24 protein-coding genes are annotated in these 24662 nt (G+C 38.9%); 14 read left to right on the top strand and 10 right to left on the bottom strand.

Annotation, left to right across the window (positions count from 1 at the left end; all coding sequences use genetic code 11):
- Positions 1-35: 35 nt before the first annotated feature.
- A complete protein-coding gene (thiL, locus tag BFS30_RS05230; protein ID WP_069378305.1) occupies positions 36-1076 on the top strand; it encodes a thiamine-phosphate kinase in 1041 nt (346 codons plus the stop codon).
- Here thiL and rmuC read toward each other — a convergent pair.
- Together rmuC and BFS30_RS05220 are read right to left on the bottom strand one after the other, a co-directional pair.
- Positions 1071-2393, bottom strand: a complete 1323-nt coding sequence (rmuC, locus tag BFS30_RS05225) for a DNA recombination protein RmuC (protein WP_069378304.1) — start codon at positions 2391-2393, stop codon at positions 1071-1073. The genes thiL and rmuC overlap by 6 nt on opposite strands.
- 74 nt (positions 2394-2467) lie before the next feature.
- Complete coding sequence (locus BFS30_RS05220; RefSeq protein ID WP_069378303.1) at positions 2468-3607, bottom strand: NAD(P)/FAD-dependent oxidoreductase; 1140 nt, start codon at positions 3605-3607, stop codon at positions 2468-2470.
- Positions 3608-3693: 86 nt separating this feature from the next.
- Here BFS30_RS05220 and BFS30_RS05215 point away from each other — a divergent pair, with 86 nt between their 5' ends.
- On the top strand, positions 3694-4389 hold the full coding sequence (locus tag BFS30_RS05215) for a zinc metallopeptidase (RefSeq protein WP_069378302.1): 696 nt from the start codon (positions 3694-3696) through the stop codon (positions 4387-4389).
- Here the strand turns inward: BFS30_RS05215 and apaG are convergent.
- Positions 4386-4772, bottom strand: a complete 387-nt coding sequence (gene apaG, locus BFS30_RS05210; protein WP_069378301.1) for a Co2+/Mg2+ efflux protein ApaG — start codon at positions 4770-4772, stop codon at positions 4386-4388. The two genes, BFS30_RS05215 and apaG, sit on opposite strands and share 4 nt — an antisense overlap.
- A gap of 35 nt (positions 4773-4807) precedes the next feature.
- Entirely contained in the window at positions 4808-5815 is a 1008-nt protein-coding gene (gene dusB, locus BFS30_RS05205; protein ID WP_069378300.1) for a tRNA dihydrouridine synthase DusB, read from the bottom strand.
- Positions 5816-5868: 53 nt separating this feature from the next.
- Here dusB and BFS30_RS05200 point away from each other — a divergent pair, with 53 nt between their 5' ends.
- The 3 genes from BFS30_RS05200 to BFS30_RS05190 are packed head-to-tail and all read left to right on the top strand — an operon-like array spanning position 5869 to position 7810.
- Entirely contained in the window at positions 5869-6783 is a 915-nt protein-coding gene (locus BFS30_RS05200; protein WP_069378299.1) for a CPBP family intramembrane glutamic endopeptidase, read from the top strand.
- Positions 6776-6985, top strand: a complete 210-nt coding sequence (locus tag BFS30_RS05195) for a putative signal transducing protein (protein ID WP_069378298.1) — start codon at positions 6776-6778, stop codon at positions 6983-6985. Before BFS30_RS05200 ends, BFS30_RS05195 begins: the two co-directional genes overlap by 8 nt.
- Before the next feature lie 15 nt (positions 6986-7000).
- Positions 7001-7810, top strand: coding sequence for a phosphatidate cytidylyltransferase (locus tag BFS30_RS05190; RefSeq protein ID WP_069378297.1), 810 nt, complete (start codon positions 7001-7003; stop codon positions 7808-7810).
- A gap of 319 nt (positions 7811-8129) precedes the next feature.
- Here the strand turns inward: BFS30_RS05190 and BFS30_RS05185 are convergent, their stop codons facing one another.
- Positions 8130-8342 carry a DUF3820 family protein gene (locus BFS30_RS05185; RefSeq protein ID WP_208603074.1) on the bottom strand — a complete coding sequence of 71 codons (213 nt, stop codon included), beginning with the start codon at positions 8340-8342 and terminating at the stop codon, positions 8130-8132.
- A 12-nt stretch (positions 8343-8354) separates the two neighbouring features.
- Positions 8355-11696: a transcription-repair coupling factor gene (mfd, locus tag BFS30_RS05180; protein WP_069378296.1), complete on the bottom strand. Its 3342-nt coding sequence runs from the start codon at positions 11694-11696 to the stop codon at positions 8355-8357.
- Positions 11697-11830: 134 nt separating this feature from the next.
- On the opposite strand from mfd, the gene BFS30_RS05175 reads away from it, so the two are divergent.
- The 5 genes from BFS30_RS05175 (at position 11831) to BFS30_RS05155 (ending at position 16097) form a co-directional block, all read left to right on the top strand.
- Entirely contained in the window at positions 11831-12139 is a 309-nt protein-coding gene (locus BFS30_RS05175) for a DUF2752 domain-containing protein (RefSeq protein ID WP_237028714.1), read from the top strand.
- Positions 12132-12491 (top strand): TM2 domain-containing protein, encoded by a 360-nt coding sequence (locus BFS30_RS05170; protein ID WP_083251968.1) that lies wholly within the window; start codon positions 12132-12134, stop codon positions 12489-12491. The genes BFS30_RS05175 and BFS30_RS05170 overlap by 8 nt, the downstream gene beginning before the upstream one ends.
- A gap of 126 nt (positions 12492-12617) precedes the next feature.
- Positions 12618-13715, top strand: coding sequence for a Nif3-like dinuclear metal center hexameric protein (locus tag BFS30_RS05165; RefSeq protein WP_069378294.1), 1098 nt, complete (start codon positions 12618-12620; stop codon positions 13713-13715).
- On the top strand, positions 13715-14458 hold the full coding sequence (locus tag BFS30_RS05160) for a zinc ribbon domain-containing protein (protein ID WP_069378293.1): 744 nt from the start codon (positions 13715-13717) through the stop codon (positions 14456-14458). Before BFS30_RS05165 ends, BFS30_RS05160 begins: the two co-directional genes overlap by 1 nt.
- Before the next feature lie 193 nt (positions 14459-14651).
- Positions 14652-16097 carry a tetratricopeptide repeat protein gene (locus BFS30_RS05155; RefSeq protein WP_237028713.1) on the top strand — a complete coding sequence of 482 codons (1446 nt, stop codon included), beginning with the start codon at positions 14652-14654 and terminating at the stop codon, positions 16095-16097.
- Between the two features lie 38 nt (positions 16098-16135).
- Here BFS30_RS05155 and BFS30_RS05150 read toward each other — a convergent pair whose 3' ends face one another.
- The 4 genes from BFS30_RS05150 to rsfS form a co-directional block, all read right to left on the bottom strand.
- The gene (locus tag BFS30_RS05150; protein WP_069378291.1) at positions 16136-17218 is read right to left on the bottom strand and encodes a 3-oxoacyl-ACP synthase III family protein; all 1083 of its coding nucleotides are present in this window, start codon (positions 17216-17218) and stop codon (positions 16136-16138) included.
- Positions 17219-17284: 66 nt separating this feature from the next.
- Positions 17285-17929, bottom strand: a complete 645-nt coding sequence (locus tag BFS30_RS05145) for a LutC/YkgG family protein (protein ID WP_069378290.1) — start codon at positions 17927-17929, stop codon at positions 17285-17287.
- Between the two features lie 60 nt (positions 17930-17989).
- Positions 17990-20080: an ATP-dependent zinc metalloprotease FtsH gene (ftsH, locus tag BFS30_RS05140; protein ID WP_069378289.1), complete on the bottom strand. Its 2091-nt coding sequence runs from the start codon at positions 20078-20080 to the stop codon at positions 17990-17992.
- A gap of 30 nt (positions 20081-20110) precedes the next feature.
- On the bottom strand, positions 20111-20485 hold the full coding sequence (rsfS, locus tag BFS30_RS05135) for a ribosome silencing factor (protein ID WP_069378288.1): 375 nt from the start codon (positions 20483-20485) through the stop codon (positions 20111-20113).
- A 41-nt stretch (positions 20486-20526) separates the two neighbouring features.
- Between rsfS and BFS30_RS05130 the strand changes: the two genes are divergently transcribed.
- The 4 genes from BFS30_RS05130 to pfkA all read left to right on the top strand — a co-directional run bounded on the left by BFS30_RS05130 (position 20527) and on the right by pfkA (position 24640).
- The gene (locus BFS30_RS05130) at positions 20527-21306 is read left to right on the top strand and encodes a biotin--[acetyl-CoA-carboxylase] ligase (protein ID WP_069378287.1); all 780 of its coding nucleotides are present in this window, start codon (positions 20527-20529) and stop codon (positions 21304-21306) included.
- Positions 21303-21752 carry a protein-disulfide reductase DsbD N-terminal domain-containing protein gene (locus BFS30_RS05125; protein ID WP_069378286.1) on the top strand — a complete coding sequence of 150 codons (450 nt, stop codon included), beginning with the start codon at positions 21303-21305 and terminating at the stop codon, positions 21750-21752. Before BFS30_RS05130 ends, BFS30_RS05125 begins: the two co-directional genes overlap by 4 nt.
- Before the next feature lie 202 nt (positions 21753-21954).
- Positions 21955-23664, top strand: a complete 1710-nt coding sequence (locus BFS30_RS05120) for a protein-disulfide reductase DsbD family protein (protein ID WP_069378285.1) — start codon at positions 21955-21957, stop codon at positions 23662-23664.
- Positions 23657-24640 carry a 6-phosphofructokinase gene (gene pfkA, locus BFS30_RS05115; protein WP_069382305.1) on the top strand — a complete coding sequence of 328 codons (984 nt, stop codon included), beginning with the start codon at positions 23657-23659 and terminating at the stop codon, positions 24638-24640. Before BFS30_RS05120 ends, pfkA begins: the two co-directional genes overlap by 8 nt.
- Positions 24641-24662 lie beyond the last annotated feature (22 nt).

Below are 24662 nucleotides of genomic sequence, written 5' to 3'. Positions count from 1 at the left end.
TTGGGAAGAAAATAAAAGGTAAGAAGATAAAAAATATGTTTGAAAATAAAGAGCGTACCGACATTGCAGAACTTGGAGAATTTGGTTTGATAAAACATTTGACCGAAAACTTCAAAATAAGGCATGAAAGCAGTATAAAAGGCGTTGGTGATGATGCTGCGGTATTGAGTTTTAAGGATAAAGAAGTGTTAATTTCTACAGATTTATTGCTGGAAGGAATCCATTTTGACCTGGCTTATGTACCCTTAATGCATTTAGGTTTTAAAGCTGTTCAGGTAAATTTGAGTGATATCTATGCCATGAATGGTATTGCAACTCAAATTACAGTTTCTATAGGGATTTCGAGTAAATTTCCATTGGAAGCTGTTGAAGAAATTTATAAAGGAATAGATCTGGCCTGTAATAAATTCAATATAGACCTGATTGGTGGAGATACTTCTACCAGCAAACAAGGATTGGTGATTAGTGTAACCAGCATTGGTTATGCAGAGAAAAAAGATATTGTCTACAGAAATGGTGCCCAAGAAGGTGATCTTCTTTGTGTTTCCGGTGATTTAGGAGGTGCTTATGTAGGTTTACAGATTCTGGAAAGGGAAAAGCAGATATTCTTGGAAAATCCCAATATTCAACCTGATCTGGAGGGAAAGGATTACATCATTGAGCGTCAATTGAAACCTGAAGGCAGGAGAGATATCGTGGATTTACTGGCTCAGATGGAAATTATTCCTACTGCGATGATTGATGTTTCAGATGGTTTAGCCTCTGAGATCATGCACATTTGTCAGCAATCAGAAAAAGGATGCACCATTTATGAGGAAAAAATCCCAATTGACCCGATGACTTATGAAACTGCACGTGAATTGGGATTAGACCCAACTGTTTGTGCGCTAAATGGCGGTGAAGATTATGAATTGCTGTTTACCATTAAACAGGATGATTATGCTAAATTAAAAAATGACCTGGATATCAGCATTATCGGACATATCACTGATAAAAACTCAGGTTGTAAAATGATTTCCAAATCCAGTGTTGTTCATGAACTGAAAGCACAGGGATGGAATGCATTTAAATTATAGGCCATCTTCTTCGGCCAATAATGGATCTAAAAATTTGGTGTCAATTTGCTTAGTTGCTTTGGCACCTAATTTTTTGATCTTTTCTGAAGTACTGGAAAGATTTCCTGTTCCGGTGGAAAGCTTATTCAAAGCTTTATCGTAGGCATCCTGACTTTGTCTGATATTTCGGCCAATACTTTCCATGTCCGTTAAGAAACCCACAAATTTATCATACATACTACCGCTTAAGCGGGCGATCTCCAGCACATTTCTATTTTGTCTTTCCTGTTTCCAGATACTGGCAATGGTACGTAAGGTCGCCAGTAATGTAGAAGGGCTTACCATCACTACTTTTCTGTCCCATGCATAGTTGAAAAGTTCTGCATCCTGTTGAACTGCAATACCAAAAGATGATTCAATAGGGATAAAAAGCAATACAAAATCCGGAGAATTAATCTCGTAAAGATCGTGATAGTTTTTTCCTGAAAGACCCTGGATATGGCTTTTAATGGAAATAATGTGTTGTTTAATATAAGTATCCCGATCCTCATCATTGTCTGCGGTAACCAGGCGTTCGTATGCTACCAGAGAGACCTTAGAATCAACGATCACATGTTTATCATCCGGAAGGTCAATAATAACATCCGGTTGCATCCTGCTGCCCTCTGAAGAGCTCAGACTGGTTTGTATCCGGTATTCCCTATCTTTAATTAAACCAGAGCGTTCCAGTACACGTTCCAGGATTACTTCTCCCCAGTTGCCTTGTTTTTTTGAATCTCCTTTAAGCGCTTTGGTCAGGTTATTTGCGTCTTCCTGAATTTGTTTGCTCTGATCCATCAATTGAGAAATTACACCTTTAAGAATGTTACGTTCATCAGATTCTGATTTATAAACTTTGTCCACCTTTTCTTCGAAAGCTTTTATATTTTCTTTTAATGGGTTTAATATGATATCAAGGTTGGTTCTGTTTTGTTCCGTAAACCTGGCAGTTTTTTCTTCCAGGACTTTATTTGCAATATTTTCAAATTCCAATTTGAAACGCTGTTGTAGTTCAGCAATATATCTTTCCTGTTCTACCTGTTTTTCCCGCTGTGCAACAAGGGTTTCTTCAGATTTAATCACTTTACTGCGTTCCAGAATAAAATTATTGCGCAGGTCGTTCAGCTCATCTTCAAGTCGTAGTTTTTCTTCTTTAAACCAGTTTAATGTTTTCTGATGTTCTTCTTCTTTTATTTCTAACAGCGCGGAATGCTGATGACCTGATGCCGGCTTTTTTAGAAATAAAACAATTAATGATACTAAAATTATGATCAATAATATGATTATAGCTACTTCCATACTAATATTTTTATCAAAAGTCTAAAAATAAAAATGATCCTGCAAGAAGAGATTGTAAATAATGAAAATATTAATTAGAGGAAGGGTAAGATGAGGTTGGCTGCATCTTCCCCTGTTTGGCTACCCATGGCGATTCCCATACCATTGCACCTTACTGCACAGAAAATGCCGGGTCTGATCGCTTTTACAATAGGATAGATATCATTTCCAAAAGCCATAATGCCACTCCAGCTCTGTTCAATCTCAAATGGAGTATCCGGTAAAATTACCTGTTTTAATAATGTTTTTAGTGCCGACTGAATTAAATAGCTCTCTCCGAAAGCAGCGGTTTCTTCCCCCTTAATATCCAGATTTCGCCCCCCACCAAGCAACACCCTGTTGTCTATATTTCTGAAGTAATAATAGCCCTTATCATAATGGAAAGTTCCTTTTATATTTAGATTAGGGATGGGCTGTGTAATGATGACCTGGCCACGCCCGGGAACGACATCGAGATCGGGGAGAAGATCTTTTATAAATGCATTTGTACTTAATAGTATCTGATTTGCTTTAAAATTGCCCTGGTTTGTAACCAGTATCTGATGGTTTGCTTCTTCTTTGAGCTCAGTTACTTCGCAACTGTTATAAATCATTACTCCAGATGCAGTAGCTTTTTGGATCAAAGCTTTCATCATCTTTCCAGTGTCTATTTGCGCTTCCAACTGATTCTCTATCAATATTTCAACGTCCCGGAAGCCGAAAGTGTTGATTTTTGAATTGGATATTTTAAAGGCTTGATCCTGACCTACAATGTCTTTGATTAGTTCGTTGAAGTGGCTGATTTTAGCTACACAAACATCAGCCAGCTGAAGGTCTGTTTTTTTGAATAACTCATAACCACCATAATTATGGTAAGAAAGCACATCATCACCTAATAATTTACGGAGTTTTAAAAGCCCTTTCCAGCGCCTTTCAATCAATTGATAAAGTAAAGGCGTACCTCCGTTTTTTTCCTGTTCAATCAATTCCGATATACTTCCAAAGCAGGCAAATCCCGCATTTTTTGTACTGGCTCCAGCAGGTAAGAACCCTCTTTCAAGTATCGCTACTCTGGCTTTCGGGTTTTTATCCTTTATTGAAATTGCAGCATTCAAACCTACAATACCACTTCCTACTATGATTACTTCATAGGTGAAGAAATGTTGTTGTTCCCAGTATGATATCGCAGTTTTCATGTCTTAAATTTATCATTATTTTTTTTGGTAGGGCAAATTAGGCGCGCTTTTTGATTTGAATAATTTGAAAAACATACACTACGGAAATGGGAACTTATTTATTTTTAATAGTCCCGATATTACTTATTAGCATGTTCGTACAATGGAAGTTTAGAAATAAGTTTTCAAAATACACTGAAATGCACTTGAGTTCGGGATTTTCAGGAAAAGAAGTGGCGGAAAAGATGCTACACGATAATGGCATTTATGATGTGAGGGTGATGAGTACTGATGGTCAGCTCTCCGATCATTATAATCCGGAAGATAAAACGGTTAATTTAAGCACAGATGTTTACCATGGAAGAAGCGTTGCCGCTGCGGCTGTTGCCGCCCACGAATGTGGACATGCTGTACAGCAATCCAAGTCATATCATTGGCTTCAGTTAAGAACAAATATGGTACCTGTGGTGAGTATCTCGTCCACCTTATTACAATGGGTACTGATTATAGGAGTATTACTGATAGGATTTACCGGAAATCCGGTTGTATTGAGCATTGGAGTAGCTGGTCTTGCGCTTCTTACGTTGTTTAGTGTGATTGCTTTGCCTGTAGAATTTGATGCCAGCAGAAGGGCGCTGATCTGGTTAAAAAATAACAATGGAGTGATGCATACAGCCGAAGAAAACAAACAAGCTAAAGATGCGCTTTGGTGGGCAGCAATGACCTATGTAGTTGCCGCCCTGGGATCTTTGGCCAATCTGATCTACTATGCTTCCATGTTATTTGGAAGAAATAAATACTAATTAAGCCTGTAAGGTACAATCAGGTTAAATTCCGGGATATCTACTGTAAAATCAGTGTTATCTATCATTCGGTGCATCAGGTAGTTACCGCTCATGGCTCCCATGTCTGTACTTAAATGACAACCAGATACATAAGTATGGCTTCCACCCGGTTCCATAATAGGTTGAAGACCAACTACACCCTCTCCTTCCACTTCTCTTTCAGTACCGTTTGAATCAAATATAAACCATTGGCGCCTCATCAGCTGTATAGAATAGTCTGACAAGTTTTCAATAGTAATTCGGTAAGCAAACATAAAATGCTCATTAGCAGGATTAGAATATTCATCCTGATACATGGTTTCTACTGATATTTTAATCCCTTGTGTGATTGCTGTAACCATTTTTTAACTTTTATTTAGGAAATGTTTTTCAAAAATCAAGCCATTTCACCATCGGGGTAAATGTGCTGATATTTGTCTGCCACTTCGTCTAATATACTGTGAATAATTTCAATGTTATCTTCTTTTACCAATAACATTCTATAGTGTTTAAAATCAGGAAGACCCTTAAAGTAGTTTGAATAATGGCGTCTCATTTCAAACACGCCTACTTTCGGTCCTTTCCATGCAATTGATTTTTCAAAATGTGTACGGCATACCGAAACGCGTTCTTCTACAGTCGGTCCTGCCAGGATCTCTCCGGTATTGAAAAAATGTCTGATCTCTCTAAAAATCCATGGATAGCCGATTGCAGCTCTTCCAATCATAATTCCATCTACTTCATATTCCAATCTCCAATCTGCAGCCTTCTGAATGCTGTCTACATCACCATTTCCGAAGATGGGAATTTTTATTCTTGGATTTCTTTTTATTTCCCGGATTAATGTCCAGTCAGCAGCTCCTTTATACAATTGTGCCCTGGTTCTGCCATGAATGGTGAGGGCCTGAATTCCAATATCCTGTAAACGTTCTGCTACTTCTTCTACATTCTTGGTGGTATCATCCCAACCTAATCGGGTTTTAACAGTAACGGGTAAATGGGTTGCTTTAACTACAGCTTCTGTCATTTTCACCATTTTATCAATGTCCTGCAATAAAGCTGAGCCTGCTCCCCGGCACGCCACATTTTTAACGGGGCAACCATAATTGATATCCATTAGGTCAGGACCTGCCATGGTCGCAATTTCTGTAGCTTCACGCATGTGATCTATCTCGCTTCCAAAAATCTGGATACCTATCGGGCGTTCATATTCAAAAATATCCAGTTTAGCCCTGCTTTTTGCCGCATCCCGGATCAATCCTTCAGAAGAAATAAACTCAGTATACATCATATCCACTCCGCTTTGTTTACAAACAAAACGGAACGGTGGATCGCTTACATCTTCCATTGGCGCAAGCAATAAAGGGAACTCTCCCAGATCAATATTTCCTATCTTTACAGACATTTTTCTATCTTCAAACCAAAATTCAAAGGACAAAGGTACAAATATTACAAATAATGAATTTGACAGAAAACGAGAGACCTGAAAAAAGTCCTTACTTACAATTACTTAGTCTAGGCTTATATGCCTTTGCAGGGGTCTTTGTAAGTTCTATACTTTCCATACTGGTTTTATATTTTGTATATGGTGAATTTATGAATTCCAGTTGGCTGGTGGTTACAGATTCAAAGTTTGTACCGGTAAACAGGATTATGATTTCCTTTCAGCAACTAGGCTTATTTTTGGCTCCTGCTTTATTTCTCGCAATTGGAGAAAGAAAGAAAATAAGTTCTTTTTATGATTTTAAACAGACAAAAGCTACGCTCTTTCTTCTGATTGTTGGTCTTATGGCTGTTTCTATGCCTGTTCTGGAATTTAGCATGCAGCTCAATCAGAAAATGATATTGCCTGGGTTTCTTAAATCGGTAGAGCAATGGATGAAAATCCAGGAAGAGACGGCAATGGCCACTACTGTTGCACTTTTAAAGATGGATAGCATGAGTGCCTATCTGCTCAATATTGCGCTCATAGGTATTTTACCTGCAATAGCTGAGGAGCTAATGTTCAGGGGAGCAATTCAACGCTCTTTGGGAAGAGTGTTTCGGAATCCACATGTAGCAATTTGGGTTAGTGCTTTTGTTTTCAGTGCCATACATATCCAATTTTATGGTTTTTTACCTAGATTTTTATTGGGAGCAGGTTTCGGATATATTTATCTATGGAGCAAAAATCTCTGGTATTCCATTTTTGCTCATTTTTTAAATAATACTTATGCAGTAACCGCAGCATGGTATATGCAAAAAAACAATATACCTTTGTCCGAATCAGATAAAGTGACCTATTTCCAGTGGTATGGTTATGTCATTAGCATAGTGTTAATATTTCTGGCATTTAAATATTTTAAAAATAAAGCATCAAAAGACGATGGATAGCAATTGGGTAAAGGTATTTAGCACACAAGATGCTTATACTGCGGAAATACTTAAGCAGGGATTAATTGAAAGTGAGATTGCAGCAGTAGTCATGAACCAGCGGGATTCTTCTTATCAGACATTTGGAATGGTTCATATTCTCGTTCACCCGGACAATGTTGATAAGGCAGAAGCTTATATCAAGGAAAATAATATTGCATAAAAATACTTTATCTCCATGAAGACCAGGGCAATTACCGCTTTCTTTTTTACTATAGTGATGTTAGGCTCGATGTTTTTGGGCCCTTATGTCTTTTCTATATTTTATCTCCTACTCAGTCTGGGCGCCTTGCTTGAATTCTTTAAACTGATTAAAACAGCAGGAATCCGGCCACACCGTAATATTGCGTTAATTGCGGCAACATTGATCTTCCTGATGACTGCAGGATATCATGTATTAAAGTTTGAAACTAAGTTCTTACTCCTTTTAGTACCGTTAATCTTTTCTGTATTTATCAGTGAACTGTATAAAAAGGAAAAAATTCCATTTGCCAACATCTCCTATACTTTTGTAGGATTTATGTACGTGACTGTACCTTTTTGTTTCTTTTATTCGCTGGGTTTTATAGGTCATGCTACTGAATATAGTTTCCATTTGCCACTGGCTTTTATGCTCATGCTTTGGGCAAATGACACTGGGGCCTATCTTTTCGGCTCTAAATTCGGGAAAACCAGGTTATTTGAGCGCCATTCCCCTAAGAAATCCTGGGAAGGTTTTTTTGGAGGGATGTTTACCAGCCTGGTGGTTGCTTACGTCCTTTCTATTTTCTTTACAGAGCTGCCTGTATGGGCCTGGGGAGGAATGGCTATTCTGATTTCCAGCTTTGGCACCCTAGGGGATCTGGTGGAATCCATGCTAAAAAGAAGCCTTAATGCCAAAGATTCAGGAAATATCCTACCGGGACACGGAGGTTTTCTGGATCGCTTTGACGGGCTCTTGATTGCAGCACCTGTTGTATACGCCTATTTATATCTTATTTTGTACTGAGCGCTCAGAAAGAAAAACTAAGCTGAATTTAATCTTTGGTTAACCTTGATTTGGGTTAAGTGAAAGTATAGTACGGATTGAATCCAGCGCTACTGCATGCTAAGTCAAGGGTGAGTGCAGCTTTTACCGTAAAAACGTGGACTCACTGTGGACTCAGTGTGGACTTAACGTGGACTCAGTCCGAGCGCATATCAAGCTGAATACGAAGGATAATTCAATTTGAAAAATAAGATGAGTAAGGCTTTTATAAGTTAGAAATAGCAGTTGATATGAGCAATTAAATATGCTTATTTGGAATCATATTTTCTTCATATAATTTTTACTTTCTTTTTAAGGGTTGTAATAAGTATTCCAGTCCATTTAACTTGATCTCATATAAAGTTCCCAGCATTTCTCCAAGCTTGCCCGGAGGAAAGCCTTTGGTATGAAACCAGATTAGATATGATTCAGGAAGGTCGCAGATGATCCTTCCTTTGTATTTGCCAAAAGGCATCTGCATAGTCACCAGGTCATTTAATATTTGAGGATTCATCATCTTTATCATTTATTTGGCAACCATACCCAACATCTCCACCGCTTCATCTACTGTATTCAGATTTTCAAAAGCAATGCGCAAAGAGTTTTTTACCTCTTTTAAGTTGCAGATCCGCGGATGCATTTGTGCAAAGTGCAAAATTTGATTGAACATGGTGGAATCAAAAAAGGCAGATTGTTTATCTGCTATAAAATACCCCCTCAATACTCCTTTTTTGAAGCTTAATTTTTCGAAAGCTAACTTTTTAGCCACCCATTGCAAACGCAATACATTGAGCATCGTTTTTACCGGCTTTGGAACAGGTCCAAACCGATCTTTTAAAGCACTTTCAAAAGCTTTTAGCTGTTCTTCATTCTCCAGCCTGGAGAGTTCTGTATAAAGATTATACCTTTCTGTAATATTTGTTACATAATCGTCCGGAATAAACAATTCCAGATCCGTATCTACCTGGGTGAAAGTCACAAAAGGACGGACAGGTTCATTTTTGAATAAATCCTTGAATTCGTCTTCTTTCAGTTCCTGAATAGCCTCATCTAGTATCTTATGATACATCTCGAAACCTATTTCGGCAATGAAGCCGCTTTGCTCTGCTCCTAAGAGGTTTCCACTACCTCTGATGTCTAAATCCCTCATCGCAATATTAAAACCGCTTCCCAGGTCTGAAAACTCTTCTATGGCACTCAGCCTTTTCCTGGCTTCGGAGGTGAGTGTCGACAAAGGAGGGCTCAGCAGGTAACAAAAAGCTTTTTTATTGGATCTTCCCACCCGGCCGCGCATCTGGTGTAAATCACTTAAACCAAACATATGGGCATGATTGATGATAATGGTATTGGCATTTGGAATGTCAAGTCCGGCTTCAATAATGGTGGTGGCTACGAGTACATCCTTTTCCCCGTTAATAAAATCAAGCATGACATCTTCTAAGGCATCCCCATCCAGTTGTCCATGAGCAATACCTATACGTGCTTTGGGAACCAGGCGTTGTATTAATCCCCCCAACTGAGGAAGGTCATTCACCCGGTTATGGATAAAAAATACCTGGCCGCCACGGTCCAGTTCAAATTGTACAGCTTCCTGTATTAATTTGTCGTTGAATACATGAAGTTCTGTATTTACAGCCTGTCTGTTTGGAGGAGGCGTACTCATAATAGAGAGGTCCCTTGCTCCCATCAGCGAAAAATGTAATGTTCTTGGAATCGGGGTTGCTGTTAAGGTCAATGTATCCACATTTGCCCTCAATACCCTTAGCTTCTCTTTTGAAGTAACCCCAAACTTTTGTTCCTCATCAATGATCATAATACCCAGATCTTTGAATTTTACATCTTTACTCAGGAGGCGATGGGTACCGATGATGATGTCTACTTTTCCTTCTGCCAGTAAAGCAAGCGTATCTTTAATCTGCTTATTTGTTTTGAACCGGTTAATGTAGTCCACATTGCATGGGAACTCTTTTAAGCGGCCTGAGAAGGTTTTAAAGTGTTGCAGAGCCAAAATTGTAGTTGGTACAAGTACAGCAGCCTGCTTACCATTTGCGACGGCTTTAAATGCTGCTCTGATGGCAATCTCCGTCTTGCCGAATCCAACGTCCCCGCAAACAAGTCTGTCCATTGGGTGTGGAGCTTCCATGTCTCTTTTGACATCCATTGTTGCTTTTTCCTGGTCAGGGGTATCCTCATAAATGAAAGAGGCTTCCAGTTCAGTTTCCAGGTAACCATCCGGATCAAAGGCGGTTCCAACCTGGGTTTTCCTTAAAGCATATAGTTTAATCAGGTCCCTGGCGATGTCTTTAACTTTTTTTTTAGTAGTTTTTTTTAGCTTATCCCAGGCCTCGGTCCCCAGTTTATTCATTTTTGGTGGGGTTCCCTCCTTTCCGCTATATTTTGCTATGCGGTTAAGGGAATTGATATTGACATATAAAAGATCATTATCTGCATAGACCAGGCGAATCATCTCCTGGGTTTTGCCATTCACTTCTACTTTTTCCAGACCGGCATATTTTCCGATTCCATGGTCAATATGGGTAACGAAATCTCCAGGTTTGAGGTCTCTTAACTCTTTTAAAGTAATGGCCTGACTACGTTGGTATCCTCTTTTTAGCTTGTACTTATAGAAACGATCAAAAATCTGATGATCAGTATAAAAGGCAACGTTCTGATTTTGATCAAGAAAACCTTCTCTGAGGGGGATATTAACCGGCGTGAACTTTGCTGTTTTATCGATATCCTCGAGAATTGCGTATAGCCTTTCGGTTTGTTTTGGAGAAGAACTGAAAATATAATTGTGTATGCCCTGTTTCTCATTCTCCTTTAAATTGTGAATGAGCAGGTTGAAATCTTTATTGAAGGAAGGCTGAGGCTTGGTATCAAAAGAGAAAATGTGATCTGTTTTATAGAAGAACTGTTTTCCAAATTCTACAAGCACAAAATCATGTACCATATCTGCCAGCATTTTCTCATCTGTGAAGGCGAATTTAGGATCTATCCAGTCCGGATTTTCCTGTTTTTCCTTTGCCGGAAGTGCCCTCCATAATTCTGCAGCTTTTTTATAACCTCCTTTGACGATATCAAAGCTAAACTCTACATCTTTAAACCAAAGCTGGGTATCCTTTTCTATGTAATCTAAGAGACTGATGTTACTTTCAGTCAGGTATTTTGATTGCACATTAGGAATAATGGTCAGGTTTTTTACATCCTCAACAGAGAGCTGGCTTTCAATTTCGAAAGTGCGGATGCTTTCCACAATATCTCCAAAAAATTCTATACGGTATGGAAGGTCATGAGAGAAAGAGAAAATGTCAACAATTCCTCCTCTGATTGAAAACTGGCCAGGTTCATACACAAATTCTGTACGTTCAAATGCATAATCAATTAGAAATTCATTGATAAAATCAATGCCTAACTTAGCATTAATACCAATTTCCAGTGTGTTTTTTTCTAAGACACTCCTATTGATTACCTTTTCCGCCAAAGCTTCAGGATAGGTAACTACAATTTTTCCATATTCTGAATTGTGATTCAGTTCATTAAGAACTTCTGCCCTTGCAAGAACATTGGCGGTATCTATCTGTGTAAATTCAAAAGCTTTACGGAAGGAAGACGGAAAAAGTAAAACCTCTTTATCGAGGATACTTTCCAGGTCGGCCATAAAATAAGAAGCTTCTTCCCTGTCAGGAAGAATAAATAGCTGGGGCTTGTGTAACAGGAAATAAGTAGCAATTGCAATTGTTGCATCGGCAGAACCAACTAAACCTTTTAGCTGAAGTTTGTTACCTTTGCCCGCGTTAAGGGCTTTTGCCAATGCTACAATGCGCTCGTCTGTTTTGTATCTATTAATCAGGTCGCGGATGTTCACTATGCAAAGGTAAGATTTATGCTTAGCAAAAATGTAACAAAGTGCCTATTAATCAATCTAAAAATAAAATAAGGATATTGGAACCGGGGTGGTTCAGGATAGAACAAAGCCTATAGATGAAAATGCTAAACCGTATGCCTGTTGAACTGATCTTTTGGATCATAGCCTTGGTCCTGCTGGCAACAGCAGAACCGGTAAAACATGGACATATTCATCATTTTACACTTTGCCCTCTGGCCAATATGGGTTTTGACTGGTGTCCGGGATGCGGAATTGGAAGAGCGATAACGCAATTGTTCCATGGAAACATCAGGGAAAGCCTGGAACAGCACTGGTTTGGAATTCCAGCGCTAATGATTATTATCCATAGGATAATAGAATTGATAAATAGAATAATAATTAATAATAGAAAATTAAAATATAAGGAGGAAAGATATGTTTGATTCACCATTTATGTCATTGCCGGGTATCACACCCCAGGAATATTCGTACTTGCAGACTGCAACTACAGGATTTAGTGAACAACAATTGAGAGGGTTTTTAATGATCTACGGAAGTAAAAGAAGAAATCCGGATGATATGATCCTGTATTGTATACTCGGATTTTTTGTCCCTGGATTGCCAAGATTTCTCGTAAATCAGATAGGAATGGGTGTTTTGTACTTTTTCACTATAGGTTTATGTTTTATAGGAACGATTATCGATCTTGTAAACCACAAAAATCTGGCTTTCGAATATAACCAAAGGATGGTTTTTGAAAGTCTGCAAATGGTAAAAATGGGTAACCTCCAATAGAAATATTCTTAAAGAAGGGCCGGTGCAAGGAATTTGTACCGGCTTTTTTGTTTCTCCAGGTTTGATTTATTCCCGATTGATATATTAAGTTTAATTTGTGTTGTTCAAATTGTAAATTTACAGCTTATGAGGTTATCCATTTTAATAAAACATCTGGAAGAGTTTGCTCCGTTGAACTATCAGGAAGATTATGACAATTCCGGTTTACTGATTGGTCATCCTGAAATGGAAATCCAGGCTGCGCTTGTGGCTTTAGATTGTACGGAGGCAATTGTAGATGAGGCCATTGAGCAGAATTGCAATCTGATCATCACGCATCATCCTATTGTATTTAAGGGACTTAAAAAGATTACCGGAAAAACATACGTGGAACGGGTGGTGCTAAAGGCCATTAAAAATAACATTGCATTGTATGCAATTCATACCAATTTAGACCATGTAAAACATGGGGTAAATGGGGTGATTGCTAAAAGACTTGGGCTGAAAAATACTAAAATCCTAAGTCCAAAACGGGCTTTATTAAAGAAATTGGTTACTTTTTGTCCTGTTGCACAGGCTGAAGAACTCAGAAATGCTTTATTTGCTGCAGGTGCCGGGCACATAGGGAACTATAGTGAGTGTAGCTTTAATGCAAACGGAACAGGAACTTTTAACGGAAATGAAGACACAGATCCTTATGTAGGAGAGCAGGGCCTGCGACATCATGAGCAGGAAACCAGAATAGAAACTGTATTTACCGTGCAGGACGAACGGAAGATTTTACTGGCCCTACTTGAAAATCATCCTTACGAAGAAGTTGCCTATGACATTTTTCCGTTGGAGAATAAACTGGACACCGTAGGAGCGGGAATGATTGGTTGGCTGGAAGAGGGAGTTGAAGGTCGTGCTTTTCTTAACTTAGTAAAGGACAGGATGGATGCAGTGGTGATCCGGCATACCAAGTTGTTGCCTAAAAGGATCAGAAAGGTAGCTGTTTGTGGTGGATCGGGAAGTTTTTTACTGAAAGAAGCAATTGCTGCGGGAGCTGATGCATTTGTAACTGCTGATTTTAAATACCATGAGTTTTTTGATGCAGATGAAAAATTAGTCATTGCAGATATCGGACACTTTGAAAGTGAACAATTTACATCTGATTTGTTGATAGATATTATTCAAGAAAAATTTCCTAACTTTGCAATCCGTTTAACGGAGCATAACACAAACCCCATAAATTATTTCATTTAATGGAACAAACTGTAGAGCAAAAGCTAAAAGCTTTATACGAATTACAAACCCTGCATACTAAGATCGATAAAATACGTCAAATACGTGGTGAATTACCAATGGAAGTTGCGGATTTGGAAGACGAAGTTGCTGGCCTGGAAACACGTATACAAAAATTCAAAGGCGAATTGGATGATACTGAAGATGCCATTGTAACACGTAAAAATATGATCAAAGAAGCTCAAGGCTTGATCAAAAAATATGAAACCCAGTTAAAAGATGTTAAAAACAACCGTGAGTACGATGCCTTAACTAAAGAGGTAGAAATACAAACGCTTGAAATCCAGGTTTGCGAGAAGAAAATCAGAGAGTTTGGTTTTGATATCGTGACTAAGAATGAGGTTTATGAAAAAGCACTTGCTGATTTAGAGTCAAGAAGAAAAGATCTTGACATTAAAAAAGGAGAGTTGCAAACCATTACTTCAGAAACGGAAAAAGAAGAGCAGGCATTGGCTAAGAAATCTGAAAAAGCAGAAACGCAAATCGAAGAAAGACTACTGACGGCTTATAACAGATTAAGAGGAAATGCAAATAACGGATTGGCAGTTGTAACGATCGACCGTGATTCGTGCTCAGGATGTTTCAATCAGATTCCACCTCAACGTCAGCTGGATATTCGTCAACGTAAAAAAATCATTGTTTGTGAGCATTGTGGAAGAATCCTCGTTGATGAGGCCCTTACATTGGAAGTTGTTCCTGCATAAGAAAAGATAGTTGCTATAAAAAAAGGCCGGAATTTTATCCGGCCTTTTTTTATGACTTGTTTTTTATTCTTTAAAACATAGTTGAGTAACTTGCGTTATGTTTTTTTAATCCTTTATCATTATCAGACCGATTTGATTGTCTATGTCTAAAAGAAATTTTTCCTGCACCAAATATCTACTTTTTTCCCTTTTTTTGATTTGCCCATTTTCTCTTTTTGCTAATTTTGATTTTAATGCAAATTGTCTGCGGGCTTATCAAAACATTTTCGAGTTAAAGCTGACTACCGCAAAGGCTTTGATTGCGAACGAAAAGAAAATCAACCCTAATAATGCGATTATCCCCTTACTGGAAAATTATATTGATTACTTTCATCTGCTGACTACAGAGAGTAAAACGGATTTTGACAAATTGAAGGAGAATAAGTCGAAGCGTCTCGACCAGATTGAAAGCGATGACAAAACATCTCCCTATTATTTGTATGCCCAGGCAGAAATCAATTTGCAATGGGCATTGATCAGAGGACGCTATGGGGAATATTTTACAGCTGCCAGAGAGATAAAAAAGGCCAATGGCCTGTTACAGGACAACGTTAAAAAATTTCCTGGATTTCACCTGAATGCTAAAGGTTTGGGTGTGATTAATGCCTTCCTGGGGAATTTGCCAGATGGAATGCTGAAAAGTACCCTGGCGACATTTGGGATTCGGGGTAACCTGCAAACCGGGATGAATATGTTGGATAACCTGGCAGAGAATCTTCCTAAATCAACGTATGAACCCTTTTATGAAGAGGTTATATTTTATTATGTGTTTGTACTAAATGATATTGCACACAGCCGTGATGCCTATCAGAAAACGATGAAATACACGGCACGTATTTCTGATCGTAGTTTGCTAAAAGCGTATCTTCAGGCATCTGTTTGTGCGAAAACCGGGCACAATGCAGAGGCTATCCAAATTTTATTGAACAGGCCATCTGGGAATTATTACGAATCATTTCCTTATTTAGACCTTTTGCTTGGCACTGCAATGCTTAATAAGCTGGATCAATCTGCCGCTATTTATTTCAATAAATTTTTACTGCATAATAAAGGTGTAAATTACATTAAAGACGCGAACCTTCACTTGGCCTGGTCGGCATTGTTAAAAGGCGACACGGGGGCTTATTCAGCGTTTACAGCTAAAGTAAAAAGCGGAGGGTATACTTATCAGGAAAAGGATAAGCAGGCTTTAAATGAGGCCAATTCTCCAATGCCTGACGTATCGTTGTTAAAAGCCAGGCTTTTATTCGATGGAGGCTATTATAGTAAAGGACTTGAGGTGTTATCTGCCCGGAATGAAGGGGATTATACCCCTGGCCGGAACAGGGCAGAATATTACTATCGCCTGGGCCGTATAAATGACGAATTGGGGAAAGACGAAGTTGCTTTGAGTAATTACCAGCTTGCAATCAGTTCCGGAAAACAGCTTAAGTATTATTTTGCAGCCAATTCCGCTTTGCAAATGGGAAAGATTTATGAGAAACAGAAAAACTATATTAAGGCCAGAGCGAGTTTCAATACGGCGATTCAAATGAAAAATCATGAATATGAAAGCAGCATTGAAACTCAGGCAAAGGCAGGATTAGGTCGTATCCGGTAAATTTGGATGTTATTCTTCTGAATTAAAAATTAGTAGGATTAAAAACGATAAATAAACGCATTAATGTGCATTCCTGCTCCTACGGAAGCAAAGACCGCATAATCGCCTTTATTAATCTGGTATCCATTTACTTTTCCCTTCCAAACCAGATCTAACAGTGTAGGCACAGTCGCGACAGAACTGTTTCCAAGCCAGCAAATTGACATCGGAACCAGGTTTTCAGGAACGGATTCCAGCTGATATAATTTAAAAAGGCGTTTCATGATGGCATGATCCATTTTGCCATTTGCCTGATGAATAAAAACAATTTTAATGTCTTTAATATCTATTTCAGCTTTATCTATTGCTTTTTTAACAACCTGAGGAACGTTTGTTACTGCAAACTCATACAGTTTCCGGCCGTTCATTTTTAAATAGGCGTTACCATTGGTTTCTTCCGGATTATTGCTCCTTCCCATCGTCAGTAATGATCCGAAATTAACAGCGTAAGTCTGGGTTTTATGGGCAATAATTCCCAGGTGATCTTCTGAGGCTGTTGCTTCAAATATTACTGCAGCTGCTCCATCAGAAAAAATCATGGTATCTCTGTCATGAGGATCGATGATCCTTGATAGGGTTTCAGCGCCAATAACCATGACTCTTGATGCATCTCCGCTTTGTAAAAGATAATTGGCCTGAATGGCTCCCTGTACCCAACCCGGACAACCAAATATAAGATCGTAGGCAACACAGTCCGGGTTTTCAATGTTAAGGGTTTGTTTTACCTTGGCGGCAAGAGAAGGGAGGATATCGGTTCTGTTTGTACCTGGCTTAACATCTCCGAAATTATGGCAAAAGATGATATGGTCGATACTTTCCTTGTCTATTTGTGCATGATCAATCGCTCGTTGCGCGGCAATTGCGGCAATGTCACTATTGTTTAAATGGTCATCAATATACCTTCGTTCTTTGATCTCTGTAATCTCAGTAAATTTACTGATGATTTCATGAATATCTTTTTCAAGGGGTAAGCCGTTATCGTAAAATGTAGAATTCAAAAAGGCGTCACCTGAGATGATGTTTTCTGGAATGTAGCTTCCAGTACCTATAATAACTGAATTTAAGTTTCTTTTTTCGCCCATTTTGAACCGTATACTGATTTGGTGTACAGTATAAAATTAGGATTAATTAATTGAAAAATGAAACGATTAAGAAAAATCGTCGATTAAAAATACAAATAATTCTTTAGGTCCGTGTGCACCGAGTACTAATGTTTTTTCAATATCAGCCGTTCTGCTTGGTCCGGTGATTGTACTGATCATGGAGGGAAGCTGATCTCCATATTTGTTTTTAATGACCTTAAAAGCATCTTTTAAATCCAACACCAGTTGTCCTGGTCTGGCAATAACAATATGATGATGAGGGAATATACTTAGTCTTCTTCCTGCAGCATTTTCGTTAGAGACCATTATGGAACCATTACGAGCAACCAAAGCTTCACATGAGGTGATTCCTACTTCAGCGAGTTCAAAATCTTTGTCGGTCTGATAAAAGGGAAATTCATATTCAGACAGGAGCTGTTGTAACTCAGGTTCCCAGCAATAGATTTTTCTCCAGTTGAATTTCTCTGCCAGCTGAAGAATATTCTCAATGAATTCAATTCCATTTTCACAATAAATGAAGTTACCAGATACAGCTGTCAGCTCTTCCGCAAACAGGATTTCGAGCAGTTCATCATTCTTTGGATATAGAGGGGTATCTTCCAGATTAGGATAAGGGTTGTCGCGCTTTTCTAAAAGGGCTTTCCTTATCTTTTTTAGCATTAACTCTTTAGAAGATCTGTTTTCTTGCATAAAAAAAAGGATGAACAGTCAATTCTCCATAGATGAAATTGACTGTTCATCAAAAAAGGTTTAAGATTCTGTTTGAGCAGGGCTGGTTGGGGCAGCAATATCTGTAGCTTCTCCAATACCATTATGTAACAACCCTTCAGCAGCAGGTTTTTGATCGCCGGTTCCATTTACAAACTCATCGTAAGTAGTCCGGTTATCAAAAGGACGTTTGCCTAAGATTTCTTCCAGATCAGCCTGGAATAAGATTTCTTTTTCCAACAGCTTCTGAGCTAATTTTTCCAGGCCCTCTCTCTTATCGGTTAAAAGTTGTTTTGTTCTTGCATAAACCTCTTCTACCAGTTTGCGAACTTCAATATCGATCAATTCTGACGTTCTTTCTGAATAAGGCTTATTGAAGTTATATTCATTCTGAGGATCGTGGAAAGAGACATTACCAATGGTATCGCTCATTCCATAAATGGTCACCATCGCATAAGAAAGTTTGGTAATCCGTTCCAGGTCATTTTGAGCACCGGTAGAGATTTTACCAAAAACAATGTCTTCAGCGACCCTACCACCCATGGTCATACACATCCCATCTGTCAATTGCTCTGTGGTATACAGGAACTGTTCTTTAGGTAGGTATTGTGCATATCCCAATGCAGCAACGCCACGAGGTACGATGGATACTTTTACCAATGGATCTGCATGCTCGAGGAACCATCCTGCGATGGCATGTCCGGCTTCATGATAAGCGACTATTCTTTTCTCTTCCGGAGAGATGATTTTATTTTTTTTCTCTAAACCACCGATTACACGGTCAATAGCATCCTGGAAATCCTGCATATCGACTGATTCTTTATTGCGTCTGGCAGCAATCAGAGCAGCCTCGTTACACACGTTGGCAATTTCAGCACCGGCAAACCCCGGAGTTTGTGCAGATAATTTTTTTGCATCTACCACTTCATCCGTTTTAATTGGTTTCAGGTGAACTTTAAAGATCTGCTCGCGACCAACTAAATCTGGCTTGTCAATGGAAATTTGTCTGTCAAAACGGCCCGGTCTAAGTAAAGCAGAGTCTAAAACGTCCGGCCGATTTGTTGCAGCAAGAATGATAATTCCTGAATCTGTACCAAATCCATCCATTTCAACTAATAACTGGTTGAGTGTATTTTCACGCTCATCGTTTCCACCCATCATACTGTTTTTACCTCTGGCCCGGCCGATGGCATCAACCTCGTCAATAAAAATAATACAAGGGGCTTTATCTTTTGCCTGTTTAAATAAATCACGGACACGTGATGCACCAACTCCTACAAACATCTCCACAAAGTCTGAACCCGACAGAGAGAAGAATGGAACCTGTGCTTCTCCGGCAACCGCTTTGGCCAATAAGGTTTTACCTGTTCCTGGTGAACCAACCAATAATGCACCTTTAGGAATTTTACCTCCTAAGTTGGTATATTTTTTAGGGTTTTTAAGGAAATCGACAATTTCCATTACCTCTTGCTTGGCTTCTTCCAGACCGGCAACATCATTAAATGTTACGTTTACCTGGCTTTCTTTATCAAATAGTGTTGCTTTAGATTTTCCAATATTGAAGATCTGTCCACCACCACCACCGGCACCACCACCCATGCGACGCATAATGAAGATCCAGAATCCGATAAATAGCAATACCGGAATGATTACGGTAAAGAACCAGGAGTTGAATGTACTTTGTCTGGTCTCTTTTTCTGCAAGAATCTGCTGATCCGGAGGCAGGTTTTTCTGAGATTCCTTCAGCTGAGTATCTAAAGCATCCATAGAGCCTGAGGTGAAATATACCGCAGGTCCGTTAGCCGTACCAAAATTGTTTTTACTGATGTACTTTTTATATTTCTCGGTATTTAGTCTGTCTTTTTTAATATAGACCTCTACTTTCACCAAATCTTCATGCTTATAGGCAACTAGTTTTTCAACATCACCAGGTAAAAGCATCTGCGTTTCGAAAGTACGGTAAGTAACGTCTTTAGTGGTATCTGCGCTAAATAGGAATTGCAATAAAATCAGACCTAAAATAATTGCCGCATAAACCCAAAAGATATTGAATTTTGAACCTTTTTGAGGCTTTTTGGGAATATTCGGGATTCTCTTAATTAATTTAGGTTTTGTATTTGGGTTCTCTTTCATCTTGAGTCAAAAATGTTTTTGTGTAAATGATTAGGCACTTTTATAACTTGTAGACTGGGCATCTCCCCATAAGTCTTCAATTCCATAAAAGTCTCGCTTTTCAGTTTTAAATATGTGAACTACAATATCGAAATAATCCAGGATGATCCACTCTGCACTGTCGAGCCCTTCTTTTCTCCATGGATTTGTTTGGGTGCTTTTATAGATTTCCTCTTCTACGCTGTCGGCAATAGCCTTTACCTGTGTGGTCGAATCTGCATTACAGATGATAAAGAAATCAGAAACGGAACTGTTAAGTTCTCTTAGGTCTAAACGCACAATATCATTCCCTTTTTTTTCCTGTATGCCATGAACGGCTATCTCTGAGAGGTATGTAGAAAGGTTTACAATTTTCTTTTTTACCATTAAAATGTTTTAGTTTTGATAAACAAATATACAATCAACACTTGCAAAATAACACTTTTTCAACATTATTTGTTGGTCAAAATCTTATCAAATTATCAGAGGTTGATTCTACCAATAACTTTTTAAAAGTGTTGGTGTCAAATTCCGAGCCATTAACAGAAGGGACTGTTATTATGGCAGATAAACAATTCGCAGGCAGAGGGCAGCAAGACAATATATGGCATACTGAACCCGGACTGAACCTGACTTTTAGCATTTACCTGAAACCTTCTTTTTTGCCTGTAGGAAAGCAATTCCTGCTTAACATGGCCGTGAGCATAGGAATTCGAAATGCTTTGCAGCGGTTTGTGAAGGATGGGATCCGGATTAAATGGCCTAATGATATTTACTTTGGGCATCAGAAGATGGGTGGAGTACTGATAGAGAATATGCTGTCCGGTTCGACCTATAAATCGACTATTATTGGCATTGGTATCAATGTTAACCAGCTTCATTTTGATTCCCGGAAGCTCAAAAGTGCGACTTCACTAAAGGAAATTTTACAACAGGATGTTAATTTAATTGAGCTATTAGCAGAAATTTGCAGTCACATTGAAAAACAATACCTTCAGTTAAAGGCAGGTGGCTATTCGCAATTGAAGGACGATTATGTCAGGGGACTGTATAAATTCAATGAACCTGCGGTCTACCGCCAAAATGGCGAGGTTATTGAAGGGAGAATCACTGAAGTTACCGAATCTGGCTTACTGGGGATCCTGAGGGCTGGAGAATTGAGACACTATAATTTTAAGGAAATAGAATTTTTAAACAATACACCATGAAAAAAATCAGTCTGATACTAGCATTTGTATTATTTACAGTGATCGGAGCTTCTGCTCAGATCGAGAAACCTGTGACCTGGTCTTATGCTGCAAAAAAAATAAGTAAAACAGAAGCTGTAGTTTACCTGAAAGCGAATATGGAAGAAGGCTGGCACATCTATTCTCAAAATTTGAAGCCGGGAGGACCTAATAAAACTGTTTTTTCATTTGCTTCATCAAAGGATTATAGTCCGGTAGGCAAGACTACTGAGCCAAAGGCGACAACTTACTTTGATGAGAACTTTAAAATGAACGTAAGTTATTTTGGTAATCAGGTTGTATTTCAGCAAAAAGTAAAACTTAATAAGGCTACTGCTACTGTTAAGGGAACCGTAGAATTTATGGTATGTAACGATAAACAATGTTTACCTCCTGATGAGGTCAGCTTTAATATTCCTGTAAAATAAAAACAGGCATTTAGTCTGGGAAAGAGCGACAGGGTATCCCTGCCGCTCTTTTTTATGTGCAATAATTCAGCTACTTATCGGGTGAACGTAAAAATATCCAGCAAAGGCAGATATTCAAGGGCTTAAATAAAAAATAATAACTAATTTCACGCCCTTATCGTAAAAAGGGCTGATAGGCCACACTACAAAATAACACACAAGAATGAAAAAAGGACTTTTAATGTTGGGACTTTTGTTGCTGTTTTCAGTAACATTTTTCTCCCATAGCTTTGCTTCGGTTCAAAAACCAGATTCGACAGCTACTGAAGAAGAACTGGTTTTTACAGAAGTAGGTTCTGCTCAGGATAGCGCTGCCAATAATATAGTAAAAGATACGGTCAAAAAATCCACGACCATTGATAAGACGGTAGAAAAACATGAATCTGTTGCTCCTTCCGGGACCTCAGAAAAAGATAAAACACTTTGGGAAACATTTATTGCCGGCATTTTAGGCGGTTTTATTGCTTTCCTGATGCCTTGTATCTTTCCTATGGTGCCATTAACGGTCAGCTATTTTACCAAAAGAGCTGGTAACAGGCAGAAGGGAATTGGGCAGGCATTTATTTATGGCATTTCCATTATTGTGATTTATGTGGCTTTTGGGTTGTTGATCACCCTGGTTTTTGGTTCGGCTAAATTAAATGAACTCAGTGCCAGTGGATGGTTTAACTTCTTCTTCTTTATTTTACTGGTGGTGTTTGCTATTTCTTTTTTCGGTGCTTTTGAAATTACTTTGCCAAGCTCATTTGTAAATAAAATAGATCAGAAAGCCGACGACAGTAAGGGGCTTGGAGGAATTTTCTTTATGGCAGCTTCTCTGGCTTTGGTTTCTTTCTCTTGTACGGGGCCGATTATTGGAACATTGTTGGTACAGGCAAGTTCCAAAGGAGAAATTCTTGCGCCTGCAATAGGAATGTTTGGCTTTGCTTTGGCTCTTGCTCTTCCTTTTACTTTATCAGCAATCTTCCCGGGCTTTTTAAGCGCAATGCCTAAATCCGGCGGATGGTTGAATAGTGTGAAAGTTTGTCTGGGATTCCTTGAGCTTGCGCTGGCATTAAAGTTTCTTTCTGCTGCTGATCTGGTTTGGCACTGGGAATGGTTTGACAGGGAAATTTTCCTGGCATTGTGGATCATTATTTTTATATTGATGGGTATTTATATTTTGGGAAAAATTAAGTTTTCTCATGATAGTGATGTCCCGTATGTTTCTGTGCCAAGACTATTTTTTGCTATTCTTTCTTTGTCGTTTGCGGTTTATCTCATCCCGGGGTTATGGGGAGCACCAGTAAATATCCTTAGTGGAATTGCGCCACCTATGAATACTCAGGATTTTATTTTAAATGGAAATGGGGCTTCCTCTTCGAAAGTTCCTTCAGGATTTCCTGCTACGGTAAAGTATAGTGAAACCTTAAAACCACCGGTAGGGTTCAATTCTTTCTTCGATCTTGATGAAGGTCTGGCTTATGCAAAAAGCGTAAACAAGCCCGTACTGATTGATTTTACCGGGCATGCCTGTGTGAATTGTCGTAAAATGGAGGACAAGGTCTGGATTGATAAAGAAGTTGGGCGATTAATTAAGGAGGAATACGTGCTGATCCAGCTTTATGTAGATGAGCGGAATATAAAAATGCCTAAAGAAAAAGTTCACTATTCGGAGGTTCTGAGAACAACTACGGATGATCTGGGAAGATGGAACGGTGATTTTCAGGCAACAAAATATGTGTCGAATTCTCAACCCTTTTATGTACTGGGAGGACATGACCTGAACCCGCTTGTTAAGCCACAAGGGGCAATTTTTGATGCTAAAGAGTACGCTGCATATTTACAAAGTGGTTTAGATAAATTTAAAAATGCTGGAAAACCAAATGAATAAGATTAAAAATATAGGAGTATTAACTTCCGGAGGTGACGCCCCGGGGATGAATGCTGCCATTAGGGCAGTGGTTAGAGCGGCAATCTATTATGATTTGAAAGTTACCGGCGTATTGAGAGGATATGAAGGCCTGATTCATGGAGATTTTATTGAAATGGACCGTAAATCAGTGGCTAATATTATTCAGCGTGGGGGTACTATTTTAAAAACGGCGAGAAGCGATGCATTCCGTACCAGAGAAGGACGGGAAGAAGCACATCGTCAATTGGTAAAGCAAGGAATTGATGCGCTGATTGTAATTGGTGGTGATGGTACTTTTACTGGTGCTCATCTACTGACTACTGAGTTCGATTTTCCTGTAGTGGGATTGCCTGGAACGATTGATAATGACCTGGAGGGTACAGATTTTACCATAGGATACGATACTGCGATAAATACGGTAATCAATGCGGTTGATAAAATCAGAGATACTGCTGAATCTCACGATCGTTTGTTCATAGTAGAGGTAATGGGGCGCGATTCCGGTCTGATTGCCTTGAGAAGTGGAATTGGAGTTGGAGCAGAGGCGATTATGATCCCTGAAGCAAATATGGGAGTCGATGGACTGGTGACAAGGCTTGAATCCGGCCGTAAGGATAAATCTTCGAAAATTATTATTGTAGCAGAAGGAGATGAAGTTGGGGGCGCGTTTAATGTTGGAGAAGTTTTGAAAGAGAAATTTCCTCATTACGATATCCGGGTGTCTGTATTAGGCCATATTCAGCGAGGAGGAAAACCGAGTTGTATGGATCGGGTATTGGCTAGCCGTTTAGGTGTTACTGCTGTAGAGGGCTTAATCGCCGGTCAGTCGGGGGTAATGGTTGGACAAAAGAACAGGGAGATTCTTTTCACACCTTTTGATCATGCAATTAAACATATTGATGCGAAAGAGATTACACCAGCCTGGCTAAAACTGGTTGAAATACTGTCATTGTAAGAAAAAAAGCCCTGATTTTTAC

This window comes from Pedobacter steynii, from assembly GCF_001721645.1.
Lineage (GTDB): Bacteria > Bacteroidota > Bacteroidia > Sphingobacteriales > Sphingobacteriaceae > Pedobacter > Pedobacter steynii_A.
The sequence above is the reverse complement of the archived record's forward strand: the minus strand, read 5'-3'. Positions and strand labels throughout refer to the sequence as shown.

What these genes read in the sequence shown, in the direction of transcription:
- rsfS (WP_069378288.1), bottom strand. Translation starts at nt 20,485, where the DNA reads ATGGTAAAAAAGAAAATTGTAAACCTTTCTACATACCTCTCAGAGATA.
- BFS30_RS05125 (WP_069378286.1), top strand. Translation starts at nt 21,303, where the DNA reads ATGAAAAAAATCAGTCTGATACTAGCATTTGTATTATTTACAGTGATC.
- BFS30_RS05220 (WP_069378303.1), bottom strand. Translation starts at nt 3,607, where the DNA reads ATGAAAACTGCGATATCATACTGGGAACAACAACATTTCTTCACCTAT.
- BFS30_RS05120 (WP_069378285.1), top strand. Translation starts at nt 21,955, where the DNA reads ATGAAAAAAGGACTTTTAATGTTGGGACTTTTGTTGCTGTTTTCAGTA.
- dusB (WP_069378300.1), bottom strand. Translation starts at nt 5,815, where the DNA reads ATGTCTGTAAAGATAGGAAATATTGATCTGGGAGAGTTCCCTTTATTG.
- BFS30_RS05145 (WP_069378290.1), bottom strand. Translation starts at nt 17,929, where the DNA reads ATGCAAGAAAACAGATCTTCTAAAGAGTTAATGCTAAAAAAGATAAGG.
- BFS30_RS05185 (WP_208603074.1), bottom strand. Translation starts at nt 8,342, where the DNA reads ATGAATCCTCAAATATTAAATGACCTGGTGACTATGCAGATGCCTTTT.
- BFS30_RS05165 (WP_069378294.1), top strand. Translation starts at nt 12,618, where the DNA reads ATGAGGTTATCCATTTTAATAAAACATCTGGAAGAGTTTGCTCCGTTG.
- apaG (WP_069378301.1), bottom strand. Translation starts at nt 4,772, where the DNA reads ATGGTTACAGCAATCACACAAGGGATTAAAATATCAGTAGAAACCATG.
- BFS30_RS05190 (WP_069378297.1), top strand. Translation starts at nt 7,001, where the DNA reads ATGAAGACCAGGGCAATTACCGCTTTCTTTTTTACTATAGTGATGTTA.
- BFS30_RS05170 (WP_083251968.1), top strand. Translation starts at nt 12,132, where the DNA reads ATGTTTGATTCACCATTTATGTCATTGCCGGGTATCACACCCCAGGAA.
- pfkA (WP_069382305.1), top strand. Translation starts at nt 23,657, where the DNA reads ATGAATAAGATTAAAAATATAGGAGTATTAACTTCCGGAGGTGACGCC.
- ftsH (WP_069378289.1), bottom strand. Translation starts at nt 20,080, where the DNA reads ATGAAAGAGAACCCAAATACAAAACCTAAATTAATTAAGAGAATCCCG.
- BFS30_RS05160 (WP_069378293.1), top strand. Translation starts at nt 13,715, where the DNA reads ATGGAACAAACTGTAGAGCAAAAGCTAAAAGCTTTATACGAATTACAA.
- BFS30_RS05200 (WP_069378299.1), top strand. Translation starts at nt 5,869, where the DNA reads ATGAATTTGACAGAAAACGAGAGACCTGAAAAAAGTCCTTACTTACAA.
- BFS30_RS05215 (WP_069378302.1), top strand. Translation starts at nt 3,694, where the DNA reads ATGGGAACTTATTTATTTTTAATAGTCCCGATATTACTTATTAGCATG.
- rmuC (WP_069378304.1), bottom strand. Translation starts at nt 2,393, where the DNA reads ATGGAAGTAGCTATAATCATATTATTGATCATAATTTTAGTATCATTA.
- thiL (WP_069378305.1), top strand. Translation starts at nt 36, where the DNA reads ATGTTTGAAAATAAAGAGCGTACCGACATTGCAGAACTTGGAGAATTT.
- BFS30_RS05195 (WP_069378298.1), top strand. Translation starts at nt 6,776, where the DNA reads ATGGATAGCAATTGGGTAAAGGTATTTAGCACACAAGATGCTTATACT.
- BFS30_RS05150 (WP_069378291.1), bottom strand. Translation starts at nt 17,218, where the DNA reads ATGGGCGAAAAAAGAAACTTAAATTCAGTTATTATAGGTACTGGAAGC.
- BFS30_RS05175 (WP_237028714.1), top strand. Translation starts at nt 11,831, where the DNA reads ATGCCTGTTGAACTGATCTTTTGGATCATAGCCTTGGTCCTGCTGGCA.